This window comes from Methylobacterium sp. 092160098-2, assembly GCF_028920805.1.
GTDB lineage: Bacteria > Pseudomonadota > Alphaproteobacteria > Rhizobiales > Beijerinckiaceae > Methylobacterium > Methylobacterium fujisawaense.
Map to the genome: position 1 here is coordinate 253,890 of NZ_JAQPZJ010000001.1, position 19,778 is coordinate 273,667.

The 19,778-nt window shown below is 69.2% G+C and carries 13 protein-coding genes; 3 read left to right on the forward strand and 10 right to left on the reverse strand.

Annotation, left to right across the window (positions count from 1 at the left end):
- Positions 1-50: 50 nt before the first annotated feature.
- From PQI07_RS01195 to PQI07_RS01230, 8 genes are all read right to left on the reverse strand, one after another.
- Entirely contained in the window at positions 51-1,832 is a 1,782-nt protein-coding gene (locus PQI07_RS01195) for a hypothetical protein (RefSeq protein WP_274925891.1), read from the reverse strand.
- A gap of 71 nt (positions 1,833-1,903) precedes the next feature.
- A complete protein-coding gene (locus PQI07_RS01200; RefSeq protein WP_043755358.1) occupies positions 1,904-2,914 on the reverse strand; it encodes a hypothetical protein in 1,011 nt (336 codons plus the stop codon).
- 43 nt (positions 2,915-2,957) lie between these two features.
- The gene (locus PQI07_RS01205; protein WP_274925892.1) at positions 2,958-5,573 is read right to left on the reverse strand and encodes a virulence factor SrfC family protein; all 2,616 of its coding nucleotides are present in this window, start codon (positions 5,571-5,573) and stop codon (positions 2,958-2,960) included.
- Positions 5,574-5,581: 8 nt separating this feature from the next.
- Positions 5,582-8,692, reverse strand: coding sequence for a virulence factor SrfB (locus PQI07_RS01210; RefSeq protein ID WP_274925893.1), 3,111 nt, complete (start codon positions 8,690-8,692; stop codon positions 5,582-5,584).
- A 66-nt stretch (positions 8,693-8,758) separates the two neighbouring features.
- A complete protein-coding gene (locus tag PQI07_RS01215; RefSeq protein ID WP_274925894.1) occupies positions 8,759-9,769 on the reverse strand; it encodes a hypothetical protein in 1,011 nt (336 codons plus the stop codon).
- Between the two features lie 376 nt (positions 9,770-10,145).
- The gene (locus tag PQI07_RS01220) at positions 10,146-11,927 is read right to left on the reverse strand and encodes a trypsin-like peptidase domain-containing protein (RefSeq protein WP_274925895.1); all 1,782 of its coding nucleotides are present in this window, start codon (positions 11,925-11,927) and stop codon (positions 10,146-10,148) included.
- A gap of 33 nt (positions 11,928-11,960) precedes the next feature.
- Entirely contained in the window at positions 11,961-12,533 is a 573-nt protein-coding gene (locus PQI07_RS01225) for a tetratricopeptide repeat protein (protein WP_274925896.1), read from the reverse strand.
- A 309-nt stretch (positions 12,534-12,842) separates the two neighbouring features.
- Positions 12,843-14,024 carry a S1C family serine protease gene (locus PQI07_RS01230; protein ID WP_043755352.1) on the reverse strand — a complete coding sequence of 394 codons (1,182 nt, stop codon included), beginning with the start codon at positions 14,022-14,024 and terminating at the stop codon, positions 12,843-12,845.
- Positions 14,025-14,224: 200 nt separating this feature from the next.
- Between PQI07_RS01230 and PQI07_RS01235 the strand changes: the two genes are divergently transcribed.
- Together PQI07_RS01235 and PQI07_RS01240 are read left to right on the forward strand one after the other, a co-directional pair.
- Entirely contained in the window at positions 14,225-14,491 is a 267-nt protein-coding gene (locus PQI07_RS01235; protein WP_139231638.1) for a hypothetical protein, read from the forward strand.
- A 932-nt stretch (positions 14,492-15,423) separates the two neighbouring features.
- On the forward strand, positions 15,424-16,413 hold the full coding sequence (locus PQI07_RS01240) for an IS481 family transposase (RefSeq protein WP_043385432.1): 990 nt from the start codon (positions 15,424-15,426) through the stop codon (positions 16,411-16,413).
- 239 nt (positions 16,414-16,652) lie between these two features.
- On the opposite strand, the gene PQI07_RS01245 is transcribed toward PQI07_RS01240, so the two are convergent.
- Both PQI07_RS01245 and PQI07_RS01250 read right to left on the reverse strand, forming a co-directional pair.
- A complete protein-coding gene (locus PQI07_RS01245) occupies positions 16,653-17,735 on the reverse strand; it encodes a catalase family protein (protein ID WP_274925897.1) in 1,083 nt (360 codons plus the stop codon).
- 54 nt (positions 17,736-17,789) lie between these two features.
- Positions 17,790-18,092, reverse strand: coding sequence for a hypothetical protein (locus tag PQI07_RS01250; RefSeq protein ID WP_274925898.1), 303 nt, complete (start codon positions 18,090-18,092; stop codon positions 17,790-17,792).
- A 99-nt stretch (positions 18,093-18,191) separates the two neighbouring features.
- Between PQI07_RS01250 and PQI07_RS01255 the strand changes: the two genes are divergently transcribed.
- Positions 18,192-19,268 carry a catalase family protein gene (locus tag PQI07_RS01255; RefSeq protein WP_274925899.1) on the forward strand — a complete coding sequence of 359 codons (1,077 nt, stop codon included), beginning with the start codon at positions 18,192-18,194 and terminating at the stop codon, positions 19,266-19,268.
- The last annotated feature ends 510 nt before the right edge of the window (positions 19,269-19,778 follow it).

Sequence of the window (19,778 nt, forward strand, 5' to 3'; positions counted from 1 at the left end):
GCGCATGATCGACCCGTCCTGCTCCCGGTGTCTCGGGCAGCTCATCGTTCTCAGCCGCAGCGATTGTTGAAGACATCCCGGCTGGGCAGCTGCATCGAGTTCATCATGCGGAGCAGTTCGGCACGGTACAGATCGCTGAACTCGGCCGGGAAACGCCCCCCGATATTCGTGATCGTGCTGCGGTCGTCGCGCCGGATCGTCGCAAAATCGTAGAAGCTTCTGTCGTCGAAACTGCCTTGAGCGACCGTCGTGCCGCGGCCTTCGAGCACGAACCCGGCGCGAACCGGCGATGTATTGACCTCCTGCGCGCGGCTGATCTGGCTCCGTCGCGGCCGGATCTGCTCCGTGATGAACTGTTGCGCGCTCCCGCAACGCTCGTTCGGGCTGACCTGCACGTACATCACCACCTGCTCGCCGTGCTGTCGCGAGTGCCAGATCGTCGTGTAGGTCTGCTTCTGCGGATCGAACTGGTCGTTGGCGAGCGGCGAGATCTCGAGCAGGTTGGTCGAGTAGTTCAACGTCCAGCCGGAGGCGCTTCCGACCGTGGTGCGCTGCTGCAGCTCACGCTGGCGGCGCTCCTCATCCGCACGGCGCTGGGCATCCTGCTCCCGCTGGCGCCGTTCCTCCTCCCACTGCCGATCCCTCTCGTCTTGCCGTCTGCGCCTGTCCTCCTCCTGGCGTCGGGCCTCGTCCGCCTGCTGGCGCCGGGCCTCGTCCTGGCGATCCCGCGTGCGGGCGCATTCGACCGCGAAGGTGTCGACCAGGGCGCGGAAGCGTCCCGCCGGATAGGACGCGCTGTAGCTCGCGGTGGCTGTGGCGTCGTCGCAGGAGGCGACCGCCCGCTGATAGGCCCGCTGCTCCCGCCCCGCCTGCAGCCGGTCTTCGAAGGGACGGGCATAGGGATAGGTCCCCGTCATCGTCTCGCAGGCGCGGATCGCGGGATCGAGGTTCACCCCGCGCAGCGCGGCCGGCTCGGCATTCGGGTCGATCTTGTTGCACTCGGTCCGCAGGCCCGCGAAGAACCCCTGTGGGATGAAGGCGAACGCCGTGGTGAGCGCGCCGCTGGCCCGGGGCTCCAGATCGCTGCCGGCGAGGCCCCGCTTTAGGGTCTCGTGTGATTGCAGAAAGGTCTCGCCCTCCTGCGCCATCGCGGCGAGCATGGGATCGCGCAGCGAGGCGCGGCCCGCGATCGGTGCCCCCGAGGCATTGCGGCGGCCCGCGCGTTCGCCGCCGATGACACTCGCCCCGGAACTCCCCGCCGCGGCATCGAAGTCGCAACTCCCGCCCGCCGAGGATTGACACTCGTCGATCACAACGACGAGTTCGCGGGTCCGGCGTCGGGCGATGCGGCGCAGCACGTCGCTCAGCCGCACGCCCTCGCTGTCGAGCAGGCCCGGGCGCTGTCCGGCATCGGCCGGGGTGTCCTGCGGCATTAGATAGATGTCGTCGGCGCCGCCGATGGTCGGCCCGAGGGCGAAGACCGCCACCTGGGCATCCTCCGGCAGGCGGCCGACGGCCTCGCGCAATCCGCGATCCAGCTGCGGGCGGTCGGCCGGCCCGAGCGTCCACACCTCGAAGCCGATGTCGCGCAGGCGCTTGCGATAGGCTTCCTCGTCGGCGTTGGCCGTCGCCGCCCGGCCGCCGGAGGCCGCGGCTTGCGGCACGATCAGCAGCGCGATCCGCTGCCCGGTGACGGCGCTGCTGCGCGCGGCGGCGGCCTGGACCGTCAGGCCGGGCGAGGCCGCGTGCCCGCCGGTGGCGGCGGCGAGACCGAGCGCGGTCGCGGCGGCCAGGCGCCTCCAGCGACGGCCGGTTCGGGCGGGCGGAGCCATGTCGGGGATCCTCGGCATCGGACGGGGTGAAACGCGCGGACGGACGAACATCGTGGGGTGCGTTGGGGCCATCAGGGACGACAGATAGCCCGGAGGCGGTCGCTGGCGGCGTTGCCCTCGCACAGCGCCCGGAGCGCCTCGGTGTGGCGGGGGGAGCGGTTGCGCCACAGGGCGTAGTAGTAGGCGGCCCGCACGATGTCGGGCCGCGCCGCCTCGCGGTACGCCGCGTCGGCGTTGCCGGGGTCGTAGAAGCGCGCGAGCTGCCAGGCCGCGTCCGCGCTCGTGACCGGATCGGCCTCCTCGAAGGCGCGGAAGGCCGCGCTCCCCTGCCGGGAGGCGAGCGCCGTCTCGCCGAGCGCCAGGAAAGCGCCGGCCGGCGCGCGCTCGTCGACGAGGCGGGCGTAGCGCTGCCGCAGCTCGGCGGCCGTCAGGCGGGACTCCGGCTCGGGAGGCGCGGGCGGCGGGCCCGGCTCCTGGGAGGGTAACTCACGGCGGGCCATGATCTCGGGCAGCCGGTCGCGGTACAGGTAGGCGCCGCCCGCGGCCAGCGCGAGGAGCATCAGCGCGACCAGCGGCCAGAGCAGCCGGCTCTTGCGCGCGGGCGGCTCGGGCACCGGCGGAACCGCGGGCGCGGCGTCCTGCGGCGGGGCCGGCTCCGGCTCCGGGAAAGGCACGGCCTCGGCGACCGGGACGGCCGGACTGCCGGTCCCGGCCCGGGTCAGCGTCGGAGCCGGTGCTGGAAGGCCGGCGAGGATGCCCCCTCCGGACGGCGCGGGCGGTATGAACGGCCACGCGATTACGCCGAAAGAGGTGCCGTCCTGCGCGACGATCTCGATCGGGACCAGCTCCTCGATGCGGTCGACGACGTTGGGGCCGAAGCGCGCGACGGCCCGCCCGTCCCGCTCGGTCACCGCGAGCGGCGCGAGCCACGCGACCTCCGGCTGCCAGCCCTCCGCCCCGAGATGCCGCGGCTCGGTATCCTGGCGGCGGAACGAGAGCAGCGGCGACGCCAGCGGGCGACCGAGATCGATGAAGGCGTAGCCGCCGGACTCGTCCTCGTCCTCGGTGATGCGGATCGTCATGGCGAAGGCTTCTTGGTCAAAGCGGGTGGAGCGGGCGAGGCGGTCAGGCGGCGCGCGCCTGGAGACCGGCGAGGATCGCGCCGATCCGGGCGTTCTGCGCGAGGTCGATCGTGACGCCGGACGCGCTCTTCGCGTTGTCCTCAACGACCCGGTAGAAGCCGTGAAACCAGTCGGTGGCGTAGGTATGGGCGAAGGTCGCGGGGGCCTGCCCGATGCTGCGGGCATCGTAGCTGACCGGCCGGTGGGCGAAGGCGACCCGATCCCCCGCCTCGTCCTGGATCGCGGGGCGCTCGCAGGCCGGCGGGACGAGGGTGAACCCGAGGCTGCCGGTCAGCCGGTTGAGGCGGGTCGCGGCGATCAGCGCGAGCTTGACCGTCGACTGCTCGGAGCGCTCGACGGTCGCCAAATCCCGCAGGTCGGACGCGATGCCACCCTCGATGTCGGCCCGGCGGGCTAGGACGATCAGCTCGCTGACCACGATCTCCAGGGCGGTCAGCGGGACGGCGAAGCGGCGCGCGAAGTCCTCGGCCTCGATCGTGCGGCGCAAGGCCCCGATCCAGGCGGCGACCACGGCCCGCGCCATCGCGCGCTCCCGGTCGTTGCCCGGGCTCGACGGCTCGGCCCGGAGCGCCGGCGCCGCGCCCGGCCGCGGGATCGCCCCGGGGCGAGCGATGCGCGGCGCCGCGACGGGGAGCGCGGCCTCGGTGGTCGCGCCCTCGGCCCCGTGCAGAGCGTGCGCGAGTGCCGCGGGGTCCACCATGAGCGCCCGCAGGAGCGAGCCGAACTGGCCGGCCGCCACGACCCCATCGAGCGCGTCGAAGACCTGGCCGGCCGCCTCGCGCCGCTCGGCCAACCGCGTCTCGATGTCGAGGGCGACGTGGAAGCGGGCGAGCCGCTCCCGCATCTCGGCGCGCAGGGCCTCCAGCCGGGAGGCGATCTGCTGCGCCTTGAGGGCCGGTCGGCAGACCCGCGACAGGTTCTCGACGAGGTAGCTCACGCCGCCGTCGTTGAGGCGGAGGGCCTCATCGAAGGCGCGGCCCGGATCCGCGAAATGCGCGGTTGCCTCCGGCAGGGCGGCGAAGCCGGCGCGCAGCTCGGCGATCCGCTCCTGCTTTTCGGGCAGGAACGCCACCTCGCGCCGCCCGTCGTAGCGGATGACCGATTCCGCCGGGTAGTTCGGGTTCCGGAACCAGTAGGTGTTGCGGAACGGCGCGCCCGGAATCCATTGCCGCGGCCACGTGTGCGCCTTCCCGAAGAATCCGAGCAGCGAGGCCTCGATCCGGTTGCGGAAGCGCAGGCCCGCATCCTGGCCGACGTCGCCGGCCTTGTCGACGAAATGGCTGTCGAACCACGTGAGCACGAGGAACAGCAGGTTCGGCAGCTGCGCCCGCGCCTCCGGGCTCGATCCGTGCGTAAGCGTGATCCAGCGCTCCACGAGGTCGGGCAGCGTCACGACCTCCTGGTTTGAGGGGCGGACGCACAGCATCATCGCTGTCAGCTCCTGCTCGGCGACGTAGCGGTCGAACAGGTAGGCGACCTTGCCGCGCAGGAAGGTCTCCTTCAGCGCGTCCGGGTGCGCGGTCAGGAAGTGGGTCAGATCGACCTTCTGCCGGCTGCGGGCGCCGGGAAAGTCGAGCAGGTCGGCCTCCTGGAGGAAAGCCCGGGGCGTGTCGGCGATCTCGATGCGCAGTTCCGCGGTGATCGCCGCCACCGTGGCACGGGCGAGCGTGACGACCCTGCCGCCGGCCCCGTGCACGGTCAGGGTGTCGTCCGAGTTCGTCGCCCCGAGACCCGCCAGGGTCGCCACATCGAGGATGCTGCCCTCGCGGGGCACCAGCGCGGCGAGCGGCGCGTAGATCTCCTCCGGATGATCGAGGCGTTCCAGCGCCTCCGCGAGTTGGCGGTAGAGGCCCGTGAAGGCCGCGTGCCCGCCCCAGAGCGGCGCGAACAGACGGGCGCGCCCGTCTAGATCGAGGCCCCCGGCCAAGCTGCGGGCCTCATCCCAGTAGCCGGCGAGATCATCGAGAGGCCGTGTGCCGCGGGCCTGGTCGCGCACGTAGTCCTGCAGATCGTCGATCGCGACGTCGTTGAAGCGCGACGTGCCAGGGCGGCCCTGCGCCTTCAGGCTCGCCAGCAGCGCGGCAATGGCCTCCGGGCTGGGCGGCGTCTCCTTGATGGCGTCGCCGTCGTGCAGGAAGGTGTTGGACAGGACTTTGACGAGATCGGCCTCGCTGAGGACCCGCAGGCGGACCGGCGCACCGAGCGGCGTCCGCCCGGCCGTGGTACCCGCACCGGCCGTGAAGCGGGAGACCAGCCCCGTCGCCTCCTTCTCGCCGATCGGGTTGATCTCGGCCAGGAAGTCCACCGGCTCATGCCCGTCGAAGCGGGCCCGCAGGGCGCCGTCCTCCGGACGCGCCAGAACCTCGACCAAGTAGGATTTGCCCGCTTGGCTCGGCCCGAACACGCCCGCGCACATCGGCCGTGCCGCTGCGCGGGCTAGCCGCTCGGCCCGGTTGGCCGCCTTCCGGACATAGCGGATGAGATCCGCACGCTCGCGTCCGACCGTGCCGGCATTGGCCTCGTCGCCGAGCCACTGCTCGGCGTCCTCGGCAAGACGACCCGTATTCCTGCAATCCTGGGCCAGATGTTCGGTCGACATGCGTGATCTCAATCGAGGGCGAGGATGCCGGTATCGAGCCAGTATCCCTGCTCCGAGGCCAGGGTATCGAGCACGAGCTCGATCTTGCGTCGGACGTCGAGACCGTCCGCGTCGTAGGCGTCGGTGATCTCGAACTCTTCCTTCATCGATTCCGAGCGCAGCAGGGCATCCGGCCCCTCGTCGTCGGGCCGGCCGTCGCCGCTGCGCTCCAGGGTGATCTCGAGGGGCAGCTGCAGCTGCGTCGCCTCCTGGCCGGCCCGCATCCGCAATCGGTAGAGCGGCGTCGCGATCCAGCGCTCCACCGGCAATTGCCGGTACCCCAAGCGCATCGGCGCGTAGTACCGGAGCTTCGCGCTCATCGCCGGGCCCTGGCGCCGGGCCGAGGCCGGGGCGTCGAGATCGACCTCGCGGAAGACCAGGCCGGCGTCGCGGAGCTGGCCGCTCAGCTCCAGCTCGCCGATGTAGCGGGCCGTGGAGCGCAGCGCGAGGCGGCGGGTGAACAGGGTGAAGTTGGTGAGCTGGCCCTCCGCGAGCGCGCAGAGCATGCCGCCCACCGCCGTGGTGGTCTTGGGATCGCCGATGCGGCGGTTGTCCCGCTCTCGGAACGGGTACCACGTGCCAGCCTGATACTGGTGGAGCGGCACGATTCGGTCCGGCGAGACCGCCAGCTTGTCGACGAGGCAGTCGACGAAGGCTTGGAGCCGGGAGGGGCGGCCCGAGAGCAGGACCACGTCGACGTCGAGGGCGTGCACGGCCTCGCACAGGTTGTCGAGGACGAGGTCGAGCGTCGCGACCACGCAGGCGCCGACCACGTCGGTCCGGCTCTCGAAGACGCAGTCGGTCAGGGCGAAATCCGCCGCGCCGCCCGCGCGGGCTGGGATCTCGAGGAAGTCGAGCAGGCGCTGCTGCGGCAGGGCGCGGCGCAGGATCCGGCCGCCGCGTTCGGGGAAGAACTCGGCGAACGGGCGGGCGGTGATCTCCGCGCCCGCCTCGACGTCGCCGAGGATCCGCAGGCCGATCGGCTCCAGCACCCGCGACACGAATTGCCGCCGCAGATGCTTTTCCTGCTCGGCCATGTTGGCGCGGTCGCCGCCGAAGCGCTCCAGCAGCAGGGCGTGCGGGTCGGGATGCCCGGCCGACCGCAGGGCCGCCTCGATCGTGGGCAGGACGAGGCGCTCGATCACCCGCTTGAGGATGTCGTCGCCGGCGATCCGGAAGCCCTCGCGGAAGTTCTGCACCGGTTTGATCGCCCGGTTACCCTCCGCGTAGTAGGTGGTGATCATCAGGTCGGTGGTGCCGCCGCCGACATCGATGCTGGCGATCCGCACCGATGGTTCCGGGGGTATCTCGGGGCCGGGCGTGGTGTTGGGCTCGGCGAAGGGCCGGGGGCGGCCGACGAGGCGCAGGAAGCCGTCGACCGCGCCGCCGAGCTTCTGCGTGATCTCTCCGTACAGGTAGACGAACTGGACGCAGCTTGCCTCGTCCCAGGCGACGTGGACCTCGGGCTGGGTCAGGCCGGGGGGCGGATTGTCGGCCCAGCCCATGAGCTGCCAGATGAGCTTGACTGCTCCCTCGGCGCGGGACCGGAGCAGGCGCTGCTCCTGGACCGGCATGGCGGGCGGCAGGGTGAGGATGATCCGGCGCAGCTTGCGTGGAGCGTCCTTCGTGCGCCGCCGCTCCCGCACACCGGCGTTGTTGATGGTGGAAAGGGCGTGGCAGATCACCTCGGCGACCATGAAGGTGAAGAAGGACGAGCGCGAGAAGGTCAGGCGCGAGGCACCGACGCGGTCGTCCGGCAGGACCCGGATTCCGTAGCGCTTCCTGTCGGCGTCGAGCTGCGCGATGACGTCGCCGCGGCTGTTGACGAATTGCCGGATCGTGCGGTCGATCAGCGGGCTCGTCCCGTCGGCGCCGTAGTCGCGGTCGGGGAAGCGCCATTCCTGGTTCACCGGGCGGACGTCGCACAGATAGCGCTTCGGGCTCGACAGGCCGCCCACCGCCTCGGTGCCCTGGGCAAGCTCGCGGAACCGGCCGGCCTCGGGCCCGACCCGGACGGGGCTTGGCCAGAAGAACGCCCGCGGGCGCGCCGACAGGCGCGAGAGGTGATCGCGGCCGAACCGGGCGTGCGACAGCTCGACATGGCTTTCGAACGGCTCGGTGTAGACCTGCTCGGGCTCGGAAAGGTCGCGCAGCTGCAGCACGAACGAGTTGTTGAGATCGACCCGGTCCTCGTTGGGGTGGGACTCGATCAGGATTCCGCAGGTGCGGCTGTTGCCGATATCGAGGATCAGGTCGACCGTGACCGGCCGGATCGCCGGCTGCGCCGTCACCGTATCGGTCAGCCGCAGGGTCCGGGGCCGGACCGCCATCTGCAGGTATTCGAGGAAGACGAGATACCGGGCATAATGCTCCAGCGCATTCGGGAAGTCGGTATCGCGCAGGGGGCGATCGGGCCGCTGCGCCGCCTTGAACTCGCGGAACTGCTCCATCAGCCACGCAGGGACCCATTCCTGGAAGCCCGCCAGCCGGCGAGTCTCCTCGTCCTCCCCGGCCGCGCCCAGGAACCAGCCGATGTCGCGAAAGCGGTGGGCGAAGCGGAACTCGTGCTCGTTGGCGGCATCCTCCAGGCAAGGCGCCGTGTAGGGCCGGTTCGGGCGCCGCTCGAGCAGCTCGGTGTCGAAGGCGAAGATCACCCGGTGGCTGATCGGGCTGTCCGGCGCCCGGTCGGCGACCTCGACGATCCGCACGCGCGCCCAGTTGGTCGGTCCGAGGTCGAGTTCCTCGCCGCCCTCGACTCCGGCCTTGACCCGCAGCATCGGCACCGGGGTCCATTTCTCCAGGAAGACCTCGAGGGCGCCGCGCTCGCCGACCGCGTATTCCCGGTCGTCGCCTTGCGCGGTCTCGACCGCGTCGGCGCCCGGGTCGTCCTCGTTCCAGGTCGGGAGCAGGCGGTAGGTCCGGCGTCCGTCGGCTCCGGGCGAGCCTGAGACAGCGCGCTCGACGAAGCGGCGGGACAGGCGGCCGACCGTGTCGATGTGGAAGGCGTATTCCACGAACTGGACGCCGCTGTGCGGGACCAGCCGGAATGTGGGGCCGAAGGGGACGGGGTCGACGAACATCGCGGGTGGCGGGTCTCGTGTGACGCGGGACGGCGGGTCAGGGAGCAACTTTGGGCGTCGGGTCGGTCAGGGCACAGCAGCGTTCCCGGTCGGGGCCTGGGGCCCGCTCTGCGGCGTTGCCGGAATCGGCAGGTCGAAGGACAGCACGGCCTGCGCGACCCTCTCCGCCGAGATCCGGCCGGTGCGCTGCTCGACGACCTCGCCGTGACGCGACAGGATGATCTGGAACGGGATCTCCGGCCTCGCCTCACCGTGACGGGCAAAAAGCCCGACCTCGACGCCGTAGCGGCCCTCTGGGGCGGGGGCATCGTCCCAGATCACGTGCTCCACCGGCCGGCTGGCGCTGCTCCCGCCCTTCTCGTTCTGGTCGGCCACGAGGCGGGCGCCGCAGGAGGCCCGGTGGTCGAAGCTGATGCGCGTGCGGTCCGGACAGACGACCTGGAGGTCGAGATCGGACGCGCCCTCCCACGCGAGCGTCAGTTCGAGACCCTGCCCGCGCTCGATGCCGGTGAGACGCCGCGCGAGGTCGGGCGGGATCACCTGCGGGGCCTCGAGTGCGGCCCGCCGCGGCGGCACCGGGCAGCTCGCATCGCAGGTGAGCGCCCGGCGCGTGAGGGCGAGTTCGGCGGCCCGCACGGCGCCATCCGTGGTCCGGATCGCCGCGAGGATCGCGCTGCCGTCGGGATCGAGGGCCACCGACGGTGCTGGGCAGTGATCGGGCAGCGCCGCGCGCATCCAGGCGGGCCAGTCGCCGCTGCCGACGGCGCAGGCGCGGAGGAGCCGATCCGCCAAGACGCCGCAGAGCAGCACGAAGACGAGCCAGAGGATCGGCGCGAGCCATGGCCGCCGCGTGGGCGCGAGCCGGACGCCGGGCCGCGGCGGCGGCGCTCCGGCCGTGTCGGCAGGCGGCGCCGGTGGTGCCCCCAGGGACTGGCCGGCGCTTCCACCGCCGCGGCGCTCGCCGTGATCGCGGCGCCCCGCGCGACGGCCGGCCCGTCCGAGCCGGCGCGCCGGTAGCCCAGGCCACCAGAACCGGCTGGCCGTCGACCGACCACAGGTGGTCGGCGTCCGGGACAACAAGCGCGTCCCGCAGCAGACGGGCGAGGTCGCGCGAAGCTTCGCCTTCGCGCTCCAGGCCATCCGCGAAGGTGGTGATCTCGGCGACCAGACGGGCCGCGGTCTCGCGCAGGGTCGTGGCGGCGGCGGGATCGAGCGCGGTCACGGGCCGCGCGTCGCCGTCGAATGCGGCGAACCACGCGAAGCCGGGACGTCCGGTGCCGGCGACCGCGACGGGGGCGGGTTCGGCGAACAGGTGCGCGTGCGCCGGGCTCAGACGGCGCGCCAGCAGGTCGACGAGTTGCTCGTATTGCTGCGCGAGCTTCGAATTGACCGGGTCGAGGCCGAGGCGGGGCGTCTCGGTGAGCTTCGTGGTCGCGGACATGATGACGGCCCCTCAGCGTGCCGGCGGCCGGGCGTCGCGCCCCGACCGTGGGGCGGCAGTCCGCGCGTCCGGCCGCGGGGCCGTCTGGCCGGCGGGCGCGGCCGGTGCCGGGGCGGGCGGCGTCGCGGCAGCCTCGGCCGGCTCGACCGCGGCGTCCGCCGCCGGGCGGGGTGTCGCCTGGAGATCGCAGGGACGGTCGTCGAGAGCCGAGGTCACGCCGGCGCCTGCCAGAAACGCCGCGAGACCGTCGGCGCCAAGGGCGTAGCGCGCGGTGACCGGCATACGGTCATCGGTGCGGCCGAAGGCGTTCACGCCGACGACGCGGCCGCAATAGTCGACGAGCGGGCCGCCGCTATTGCCCGGTGCGATCTCAGCACCGTGCAGCACGAGTGTCACTGCGGCCTCGTCGTAGCGCTGCAGATGATTGACCACGCCGGTCTGAACCACCGGGACCAAGTCGCGGCTCGCGGCAGCGTCTCCGTCCCGGAGCCGCGCGAAGGTCGGGTCGGTGCCGAGATAGAGGCCCGGGAACCCGGCCGCGACCACCGGCGTCAGCGGCCGGCCCGGCTTCGCGAGGGCGAGGGGCCGCCCCCCGGAGCGCGGCGGGACCCGCAGCAGGGCGAAGTCGGTCAGGGTACCCGGAGCGCCGACCTGCACCAGGGTCGCCGGGACGACGCCGGCGTGCCGCCCGGCGATCATCAACGTTGCGGCGCCCTCGACGACGTGGCGATTGGTGACGACGAGATCGTCCGCGATGAAAAACCCCGAGCCGGTCGCGTCGCCGGCCAGGACCAGGACCGTGCTGCGCTCCAGCCGGTCGATGAGCCCGTCGGTAGCCGGCGTGCCGGGTCGAACGGATTCTGCCGGCGACGTTGACGGCTCGACGGCGGCGCGGGCCGCGGGCGGGGCGGCCGGATCCGCGGGCAGGCGCACATTCGCAGGGCTCTGCGGAACCAGGCCCGGAAGTTCCGTCCGGAGACGGGGGCAGGCGAAGCCTTCCGCCGCGGCGAGGGCATCGCGCCGGCGGCGAAGGCCGTCGAGCCAGGCCGTCTGGAAGGCCCTGGACTCGGCCGAGACCACCCGGGGCAGCGGTGGGAAGACCAGCACGCCCGGCACGTAGGAGAGCGCGACCAGGGCCGCCGCCGTCCCGGCGGCGACGACCGGCGCGATGCTGCCGCGCCAGGCCGGCCGCGCAGCGATCCCGTGCCGTGGTCCGGGCGACAGATCCTGGCTGGTTGAAGCCGTCGGCTTGAAGCGTGCGGCCCAGTCCTCACGGCTGATCGGCGGATAGGGCAGTTGTTCGGGTGCGACCGCGCCGAGCGTTGATGCGTGATGGCGCACGCGTCCGCGCTCGTCCGCGGCCAATCCCTGAGGAAGCAATCCCCAGTCGACGAGGAGCGGGACGTCCCCGACCGTCAGCACGGCGGAAGGTCCCGCGAGGTTGAGGCACGCCGCCGTGAACGCCCCCGCCTCGCGGTCCCGCAGCACCGGCTCCAGCGCCGCCAGCGCGGCCCCGAGGCGGTGCCTGAGGCGGGCTGCACTGTCTGGATCGAGGTCGGCGAGCGGCCGGATCGCGCCCTCGAGATTCGTGTACCAGTCAACGCGTGCCGCGGCCGCCCCGTTGCTGCGCGAGATGACCGGTTCGGCGAAGAGTTCGGCAGCGGCGTCGCCGCCGTGCTGGCGCAGGAGCCGCCGCAGCCGGTCATACGCCTCGATGACCGGCCGGTCATCGAGGCGCACCGCATCGAGTCCGGTCAGCGTCCGGCTGGCGACGAAGCGCGTGGCGCCGGTCATGACCGCACCGCCCACGCTGCCTGCGGCCGCCGGCTAATCACAGCGCACGCCCGTGCCGGAGCCGTCGAGTTCAAGGCGCACGAGCGCGTCCCGCGCCTTCGTGGTGCCGCGCTCGGCGGCCTTCACGTACCAGGCTCTGGCCGCCGCCGCGTCCGGAGAGCCACCGATCCCGTTGTCGAGGGCGACCGCGTAGCAGTACATCCCTTCCGGAATGCCTGTCTCGGCCGCATCGCGGAACCAAGCGCGCGCCTTGGCATCACTTTTCTCGAATCGGCGCCCCTGTTGATAGAGGATGCCGATATTGACCTTGGCTGCACCGCTGCCCAGTTCGGCCGCGCGCCGATAGGCCTCGAAGGCATCGTGGTTTGCGCCCTGCCGGTCGTAGGCGCGTCCGAGCTGGAAGTGGAGGCGACGCAGGCGCGGGGCCTCGGCGATTGCTGCCCGGCACGCCGCGACGGCCGCGCTGGCGCGCAGATCCCGGAACTTGACGGTCCGCTGTGCGTCGGGGGCGTCCGGATCCCACGGAGCGCTCGCCAGATGGTCGCAGGACTGGATAACCCCCACACCCATATCGCCGTCGCGTGCAGATGACGCGCCGCAGGACATCGCAGCGCTTAGCACGGAGGACACAAGGTTTATCGTGAATACTAGCTTGCTTCTGCTAGATCTGCTCAAGGCTAGCACTAGAGTGTCTCTCGAACACGATTGCTGCTTCTACCTAAGCGCTTGCGGGTTAACGCATATACAATCTCAAGTGGTTAAAGCGGTCGCGCAGCTGCCTGTACACGGCGACTCAGAGTGTTTGCCGCACGCCATGGCGAGGAAGCCACACACGTCCCGGGGCTTCCCATCGTGGTACGACGCCGCCGAAACCTGCAGCGGCCGCAAGTGGATGCGGCTGCGGCCGTGCCGGCCTCAATGACAGGTGATCTGGACCGTGAAATCGCGAGCCTTCTCGGCGATCGCGGCTCCGTCCATTGGGTCCGTCATGCGCACGTTTATCGGCGCCTCGACGCCGTTCGCCTCGAGGAAGTTGAGGGCGATCGTCGACTTGATTGCGAAGTTGACGTTCTGCGGCACATCGCCTGAGGCGAACGCGACCTGCTTCGATTGCACCACCCCGATCACGTTGCCGAACTGATCGAGGGCGGGGCCGCCGCTATTGCCCTGCTGGACCGGCGCCGAGATCTGAATCTTGCGGGTGTCGTCGCCTGAACCCGCCGTCGCCGTCACGCTGCCGATGGTAAAATTGCCGGTCGAAGCCAAGACATTGCTCTGGGGATAGCCGTAAACATAGACGTTCTCGCCGAGCCGCGCGCGAATCGAGAGCGGCGGCACCGCTTTCTGCGGGAAATCGGTGGTCAGCACCGCGAGGTCATTGGCGGCGTCCCGGGCCACGAGACGGGCCCGCAGGGCGGTATGGCCGGGCTGCTGCACAGAGATATCCGAGCACGCCTCGACCACATGGTTGTTGGTCAGCAGATGCCCGCGTTCCGACACGTAGAAGCCGGTTCCGGTGCTGGTCATGCCGGCTTCGCGCTTGCGCGGGCTATCGGGCGCGGGCTCCGCCTTTGCGGCCGCCGTCGTCACGTCCTTCTGACAGCCGATGACGGCGTCGAAGGCCTCCGTGGATCCGACGAGGGACAGGACGGCGATCTGACGTCCCTGGAAGATCACGTTGATGCTGCCGGACGCGGACAGGTCGGCCACGAAGCGTTCCTTCAGCCCCGACTGGTACAGCCCGTGCGCGTCCCCGCGCTCGAACCCTGTGAATGTCCCCTGCCACTTCTGGCGGCCCGCTATCATCCGGAGCTCGTACTGCCCGCCGACCTCCAGCGAGCGCCACTTGGCGTTGGTGAGGGCCAAGTACGACGCGCCACGGGCGCCGTTGAAGCCGAACCACAGCGTGGTCCCGTCGCCGTAGCTCGCCGCCGCCAGGCAGCCGCCGAGGCTCTCGCTGTAGCCGATGGACCAGCCCGCGACTTTCCCGAAGCTCTTGTCGACCGTCAGCTTCGGTGGTGCGGGCGAGGCCGCGGCGGGGTGAGCCACGCCGCCGACGACCGCCAGAACAGCGAAGGCAACCTTCATGCGAGACATGCGCGTCGATCCGGCGTGCGTCTTGGAAGTGGCTCTCAGCGCGTCTGGTTGATCGAGGTCGTGGCATTGCCCCGCGGCGAGGCGAAGGGATCTGCGGACGCGTTCACGACCTGCGCCCCCGTCGGGCCGGCGGCGGGCTGCATGGGCTGACGGTTCGCACGGACTACTTTCCGCCGGGGAGCTGGCACGCGCCGCACTTCATGGATGACACGGACGGTACGGCGCGGCGGGGCATAAACGACGACGGGTCGCTCACGCGCCGCCTGCGCGGCAATCGAGCCGGCGATGACGCCGCCGAGGACGCCTCCAGCCAAGCCGCCGAATACGGCGCCCGCGCTTTGCGCGTGGGAGGGCGCTGGAGCCAGACCCAGTGCGATGATCGCACCAGCCGCGCCGGCCGACAACAAGAAACGCCCTCGCATCAACTCACCCTCTACAGACCAGGCTCAGAAGTGGCCGCGTCCTGATCTAAGCTTAGCCATATTCAGGGCGCTGTGAAGGGGGATCGATCGCATTTTGCATATTTTAGGTTGCCTGGCCCTGAAAAAGGGCAACGGAAAGTTACGTAGACGGGGCGAGCAACCGGGAGGGATATTCCACAGGCTGTCAACCTTTGTATATTTCAAAATTGCCCCGAATCTGAGCGACCTTGATGCTATAAAACAACTCTGCATATTGAGTTTTGGTAAATCCAAATATAATATTTTGTCTGGCGAGATTTTTGTCGGATTCAAGGCAACGACGACTCGATCGAGCTTCCAATCAAGTCATTATTTTTTCTTGTCGAGTTTTGATCTATCTTCGATTTCGGTCAAGATGGAAAAATTTAATAGATCGGCTTATGAATATTTTCAGAATTTACATTCTTAGATAACTTTGAAATATGATTGGATTACATCTGCAGATTTACTGCATTGAATGAAATTAATGTGCCGCTCAGCGCGCCAGTCGGTTGGTGACGGGCCCGTCTGCCTTTACAGCAGATCTATCTCAAAGCACACCTTCCACTTGCGGCCAGTCTCCGTCGTACTTGACCGCCATCGCGCGCGAAACCGGTCGTTCGCCCTTGCGCCTATCCCGGCCATTCAACGGGCTGTGACGGCACCCTCTAAACGGACGCTCCCAACTCGAATCGAGCGTCGCATAAGGTCGGTTTACGGAGCGCTGGGGCTTACATGGCAGCAGCGTGCTGACGGTGACGAAGGGGCTGGCGATGCCGCGCAACGTCATCGTGCGCAAGCGACCAGGACGTGAACGACCGTCTGGCTCGAAGACAGCCGTTCTTCGCCGATGTCGCCCCGAGACGGGGTGATGCTCTACGAGGCGGAGGTGTTCCCGCTAGGTGTTTGATCCCGCGATGTGGTGGTACGGTTGACCACCATGCGGTGAGGGATGGGCTATGGGCCAAATTCTCCACGGCAGCGCCCGCACGACGGAGGCGATCCGTCGCGCAATACAGCTACGTCAAGAGAGTGTGAGAGCGGCGGCCAAGCGCCACGGCGTCAGCCCGACGACGATCCAGAAATGGCGCGGACGGCAGTCGACGGCCGATGCCGCCATGGGGCCGAAAGAAGCTCGGTCGACGGTCCTGACACTGGAGGACGAGGCGACCATCGTCGCCTTCCGCCGGCATACCCTGTTGCCGCTGGACGACTGCCTCTACGGCCTGCAGCCCACGATTCCGCAACTGACCCGCTCGTCGCTGCACCGTTGCCTTGAGGGGCACGGCATCAGCCGCCTGCCCGAGATGGAGGGCGACAAGCCCAAGAGGAAGCGCTTTGCCGATTACCCCATCGGCTACGTCCACATCGACATCGCCGAGGTCAGGACGGAGGAAGCCAAGCTCTACCTGTTTGTGGCTATCGACCGAACCTCGAAGTTGGCTTTCGCCAAGCTGGAGACGGAGGCCAACCGCGACACCGCTTCAGACTTCCTCCGCGCGCTGGTCGCGTTCGTGCCGTACAAGATCCACACGGCGCTGACCGACAACGGGGTGCAATTCTGCCATGCCCCGCGCAACCGCTCAGGCCCGACTGCCCTCTACAGCCGGCACATGTTCGACCGCGTCTGCCATGAGCACGGCATCGCGCATTGCCTGACCAAACCCAACCATCCCTGGACCAATGGTCAAGTCGAGCGGATGAACCGCACCATCAAGGACGCTGCGGTCAAGCGCTACCACTACGACACGCACGAACAGCTCCAGGCGCACCTGCAGCTCTTCGTCGACGCCTACAACCATGCCCGTCGGCTGAAGACCCTTTGTGGCCTCACGCCCTACGAGCATGTCCTTCAGGTCTGGACCAAACAGCCCAAACGCTTCAAGCTCGATCCGTCACACCACATTCCGGGACCATACAGTCCTGCGCGCGCCGGCCTACCGGCGTGACGTAGTCAGTTTGTGAGCGTTATGCCTGGTTCGGAAAAGGCTCGCCATAAAGGCGGACGATCTCTCCCGACGCAACCCAGTCATTCCGTTGAAGAAGCAAGCATCCTGAAAGCAGGTATTCGGTGAACCCAGCTCCACCGAATGGTCGCTGATTTGCGGATGGGCAACTCAGGCACCCATGCTTCTCAATGCAGACTGACTGCTGGCGCGACCCCGCGTTCCGGCGTAGTGGCAAATGCTCAAGCCGGGATGCTGTCCGGCGTGGCCGTGTTCTCGCCGGTGACACCGTTCGCGCGATGTCGGAAATCGCTGAGGGCCCGATAGACCTGGAGCCGTGCCCGCATCACCGAACCGAGCGGACGGTGTTCCGAGAGGCTGTGCGCGGGCCGAAAGGTCATCACCTCATCGAAGTAGCGCACCCGCTCGGGGGAATAGGCATCCTGGCGCGGCAGCCGGAGCGTCGCCACCGTGCGGTACGGGCTGATCGCGACCGGCCAGTCCACCGAGGCATCCTCGATGGGCTGGCGTTCGGCATCGGCCCAAAGCTGCGCCTTCAGTTCGAAGACCACTTCGTGGTTGCGGAAGAACGCCGCGGCTGCATGGCGGAAACCGTCCTCGTCACCGTGCGGGTCGAGCCGCCATTCGGCCAAGTCCCACTGCGCCTGCGAAGCCGGGACCGCGCCGAGCTTGGCGACGTAGTCGCCAAACCGCATCGGGGCTTGGCTGAAGTAGCTGTCGGCGAGCGGATGGCTGTAGGGATGGCCGAGAAAGTCGGCCATGGCGCTCTCCGTGCCGAAGGCATGCAACATCCGGTTGAGGTTGCGTGCGGTGGCGGCGACCGCACTCTTCACACCCTCGGGCAGTCCGGTCGCCTTGCCGATCACCGTGCCGTCACGCAGGAAACCCGCTGCCGTCCCGGACGGAAAGGTCGTGCCGGTCACGAGCACGAAGTCCTGGGTGTCGACGTCGTGGCCGGGCAGCTTCTCGCCCGGGACTCCGAACACCTTGATCGACATGCCGCGATGGGTGGACACCCGGTCGCCCAGAGTCTCGCCCGGCCCCTGGGCGAAGCGCACGGCTACCTTGTGTGTCCCCGGCCTGGCGAACAGACCCTGCGCGAGTTCGGGCGGCAGGCCCTCCGGGATGTCCAACTCGCCGACGACGCAGGCCGAGCTCTTGGCGTGGCTCGCGCGCACCGCGTGATGCTGGCGCTTCTCCACGACTTGCGATTGCTGGGTCATCCCCTGGATGATGCCGTCGATGGACGTCTGCTCGTCCGGCGCCGGCGTCTCGATGTCGAGGGCATAGCGAAGGTAGGTCATGAGCGTCTCCTCGGCGTGTGGCTCGCCTCTGGGAGTGTTTGACGAAGGCCGCGGTCAGGGCGCGGGATCGACCTGCTGGTCCGGGATGGGGACGTTGAAGCCGTTGAGCGTCGTGCACACCATCGCGTAGAGGCCGACGAGGTGGATCAACTCGGCGATGCCCCGGGGTCCGAAGGCCGCCTGGACACGGGCGTAGAAAGGCCCCGGCAACACGCCGCCGGCGTTGAGCGCGGTGGCCGCGTCGTAAACGGCCGCTTCGTCGGGCGAGAGGAATGGGAGGCAGGCGCAAGGCGATAGCTCCGGCGCGAATTGGCAAGCCGCGCCGCCGATAAGCCATCCGCCCGGCGGACGTTCCATAGTTCGTTCATGGGCGATTGAATATCGCGCAATCCGGAACGTCAGCTACCCGTGGCTGTTCTCTCTCGGCCGTCGCCAGGAGACAGCAGGAGACAGACCGTGCAACCACCCGTGCGATACAGTCCCGATGTCGAGGCGGTGAGGCCAGACGAAGGGCAGATCATCGAACAGCTGAACGCAGCCTTCGACAAGATCCTGACCAGGGTCGCGGAGGATTCCGGGCACGCGGTGCGCTCGGTCCACGCCAAATCGCACGGCATCCTCGAAGGTACGCTGACGATCGATGCGGACTTGCCCCCCGAATTGGCCCAGGGCCTGTTCGCTCGAGCGGGCGAGCACAAGGTCTACATGCGGATGTCGACCAACGCCGGTGACATCCTGCCTGACGCCGTCTCCCTACCCAGGGGCATTGCCTTGAAGGTCTTCGACGTCGAAGGCGAGCGTCTCCCGGATGCGGAGGGGACAACGCAGAACTTCATCATGGTCAACGGCACGGTGTTCCAGGCGCCGAACGCCGAGAAATTCCTCGGCAGCCTGAAGCTTCTCGCCGGCACGACCGACCGGGTGGAGGGGCTGAAGGTCGCCGCCTCCACCGTGCTGCGCGGGGTCAACAAGGCCCTCCACGCGGTCGGTATCGACAGCCCCACCATCGGCTCCCTCGGCGGAGCCCCCAACGTCGACCCACTTGGCGAGACCTATAACAGCCTGACCCCGTTCCGGTACGGCGACTATATCGCGAAGTTCTCGCTGGTCCCCGTCGCCCCGGCGCTGACCGCCCTCACCGGCACCGAGATCGACGCTTCCGGCCGCCCGAACGCCATCCGCGAGACGGTCCAGTCCGAGATGGCCGGCATCGCCGGGGAATGGGAGTTCCGCGTGCAACTCTGCCGCGACCTCGAACGCCAGCCGGTCGAAGATCCGACGGTGGAGTGGAAGGAGGACGAGGCACCGTTCCAGCGGGTCGGCGTCGTCCGTGTCCAGCCGCAGGACAGCTGGCACCCGGGCAGGGTCCAGGCGGTCGATGAGGAGATGCGCTTCAGCGTCTGGACCGGGCTCGCCGCGCATCGGCCGCTCGGCAACGTCAACCGCGCCCGCAACGCCCCCTACCGGCATTCGGCCGAGTTCCGCGAGCGCTTCAACCGCTGCCCGATCCACGAGCCCGGCGCGCTGCGCTGATGATGGATGACAGGGCGCGGCTCGTCCGCGCCTTTTTTGAAGCGTCCGCGACCGCAACGAGATTCGGTGGGATGGCAACATCGCACCTGATCTCGTTGACCCGACCCGAGCCTCGACTTCGAGGTGCGCGGCCCCGCGGGTATCCGCACGCTTGCCGCAGACCTGCGTGGTGGCCTGTCGTCGAGGGCGGCCGCGTTTCCAGGGCAGACAAACCGGCGAGGTCCAAGGCCCGTCGGCCACCGGGGAGCCCATCGACATCGTGGTCATGGACCTCTTCCGGGCCGCGGCCGGCCGCCGGGCAGACTTGGCTGAAGGAGACCGCCTCGATCCAGATCAGTCCCTGCGACCGCGGCAGCTATGCTGAGGTGGTGCGGCCACGATCGCTGGCCCAAGGCCTGGATGAGAAGCGGAAGTGCATCAGAGTCAGAGTTGCGCGCCAAAATATAATATTCGACGCTGGGATCGAGTTCAGCCCCGCGGGGTACGGTTATCGTGGAGAGAACCGAAATT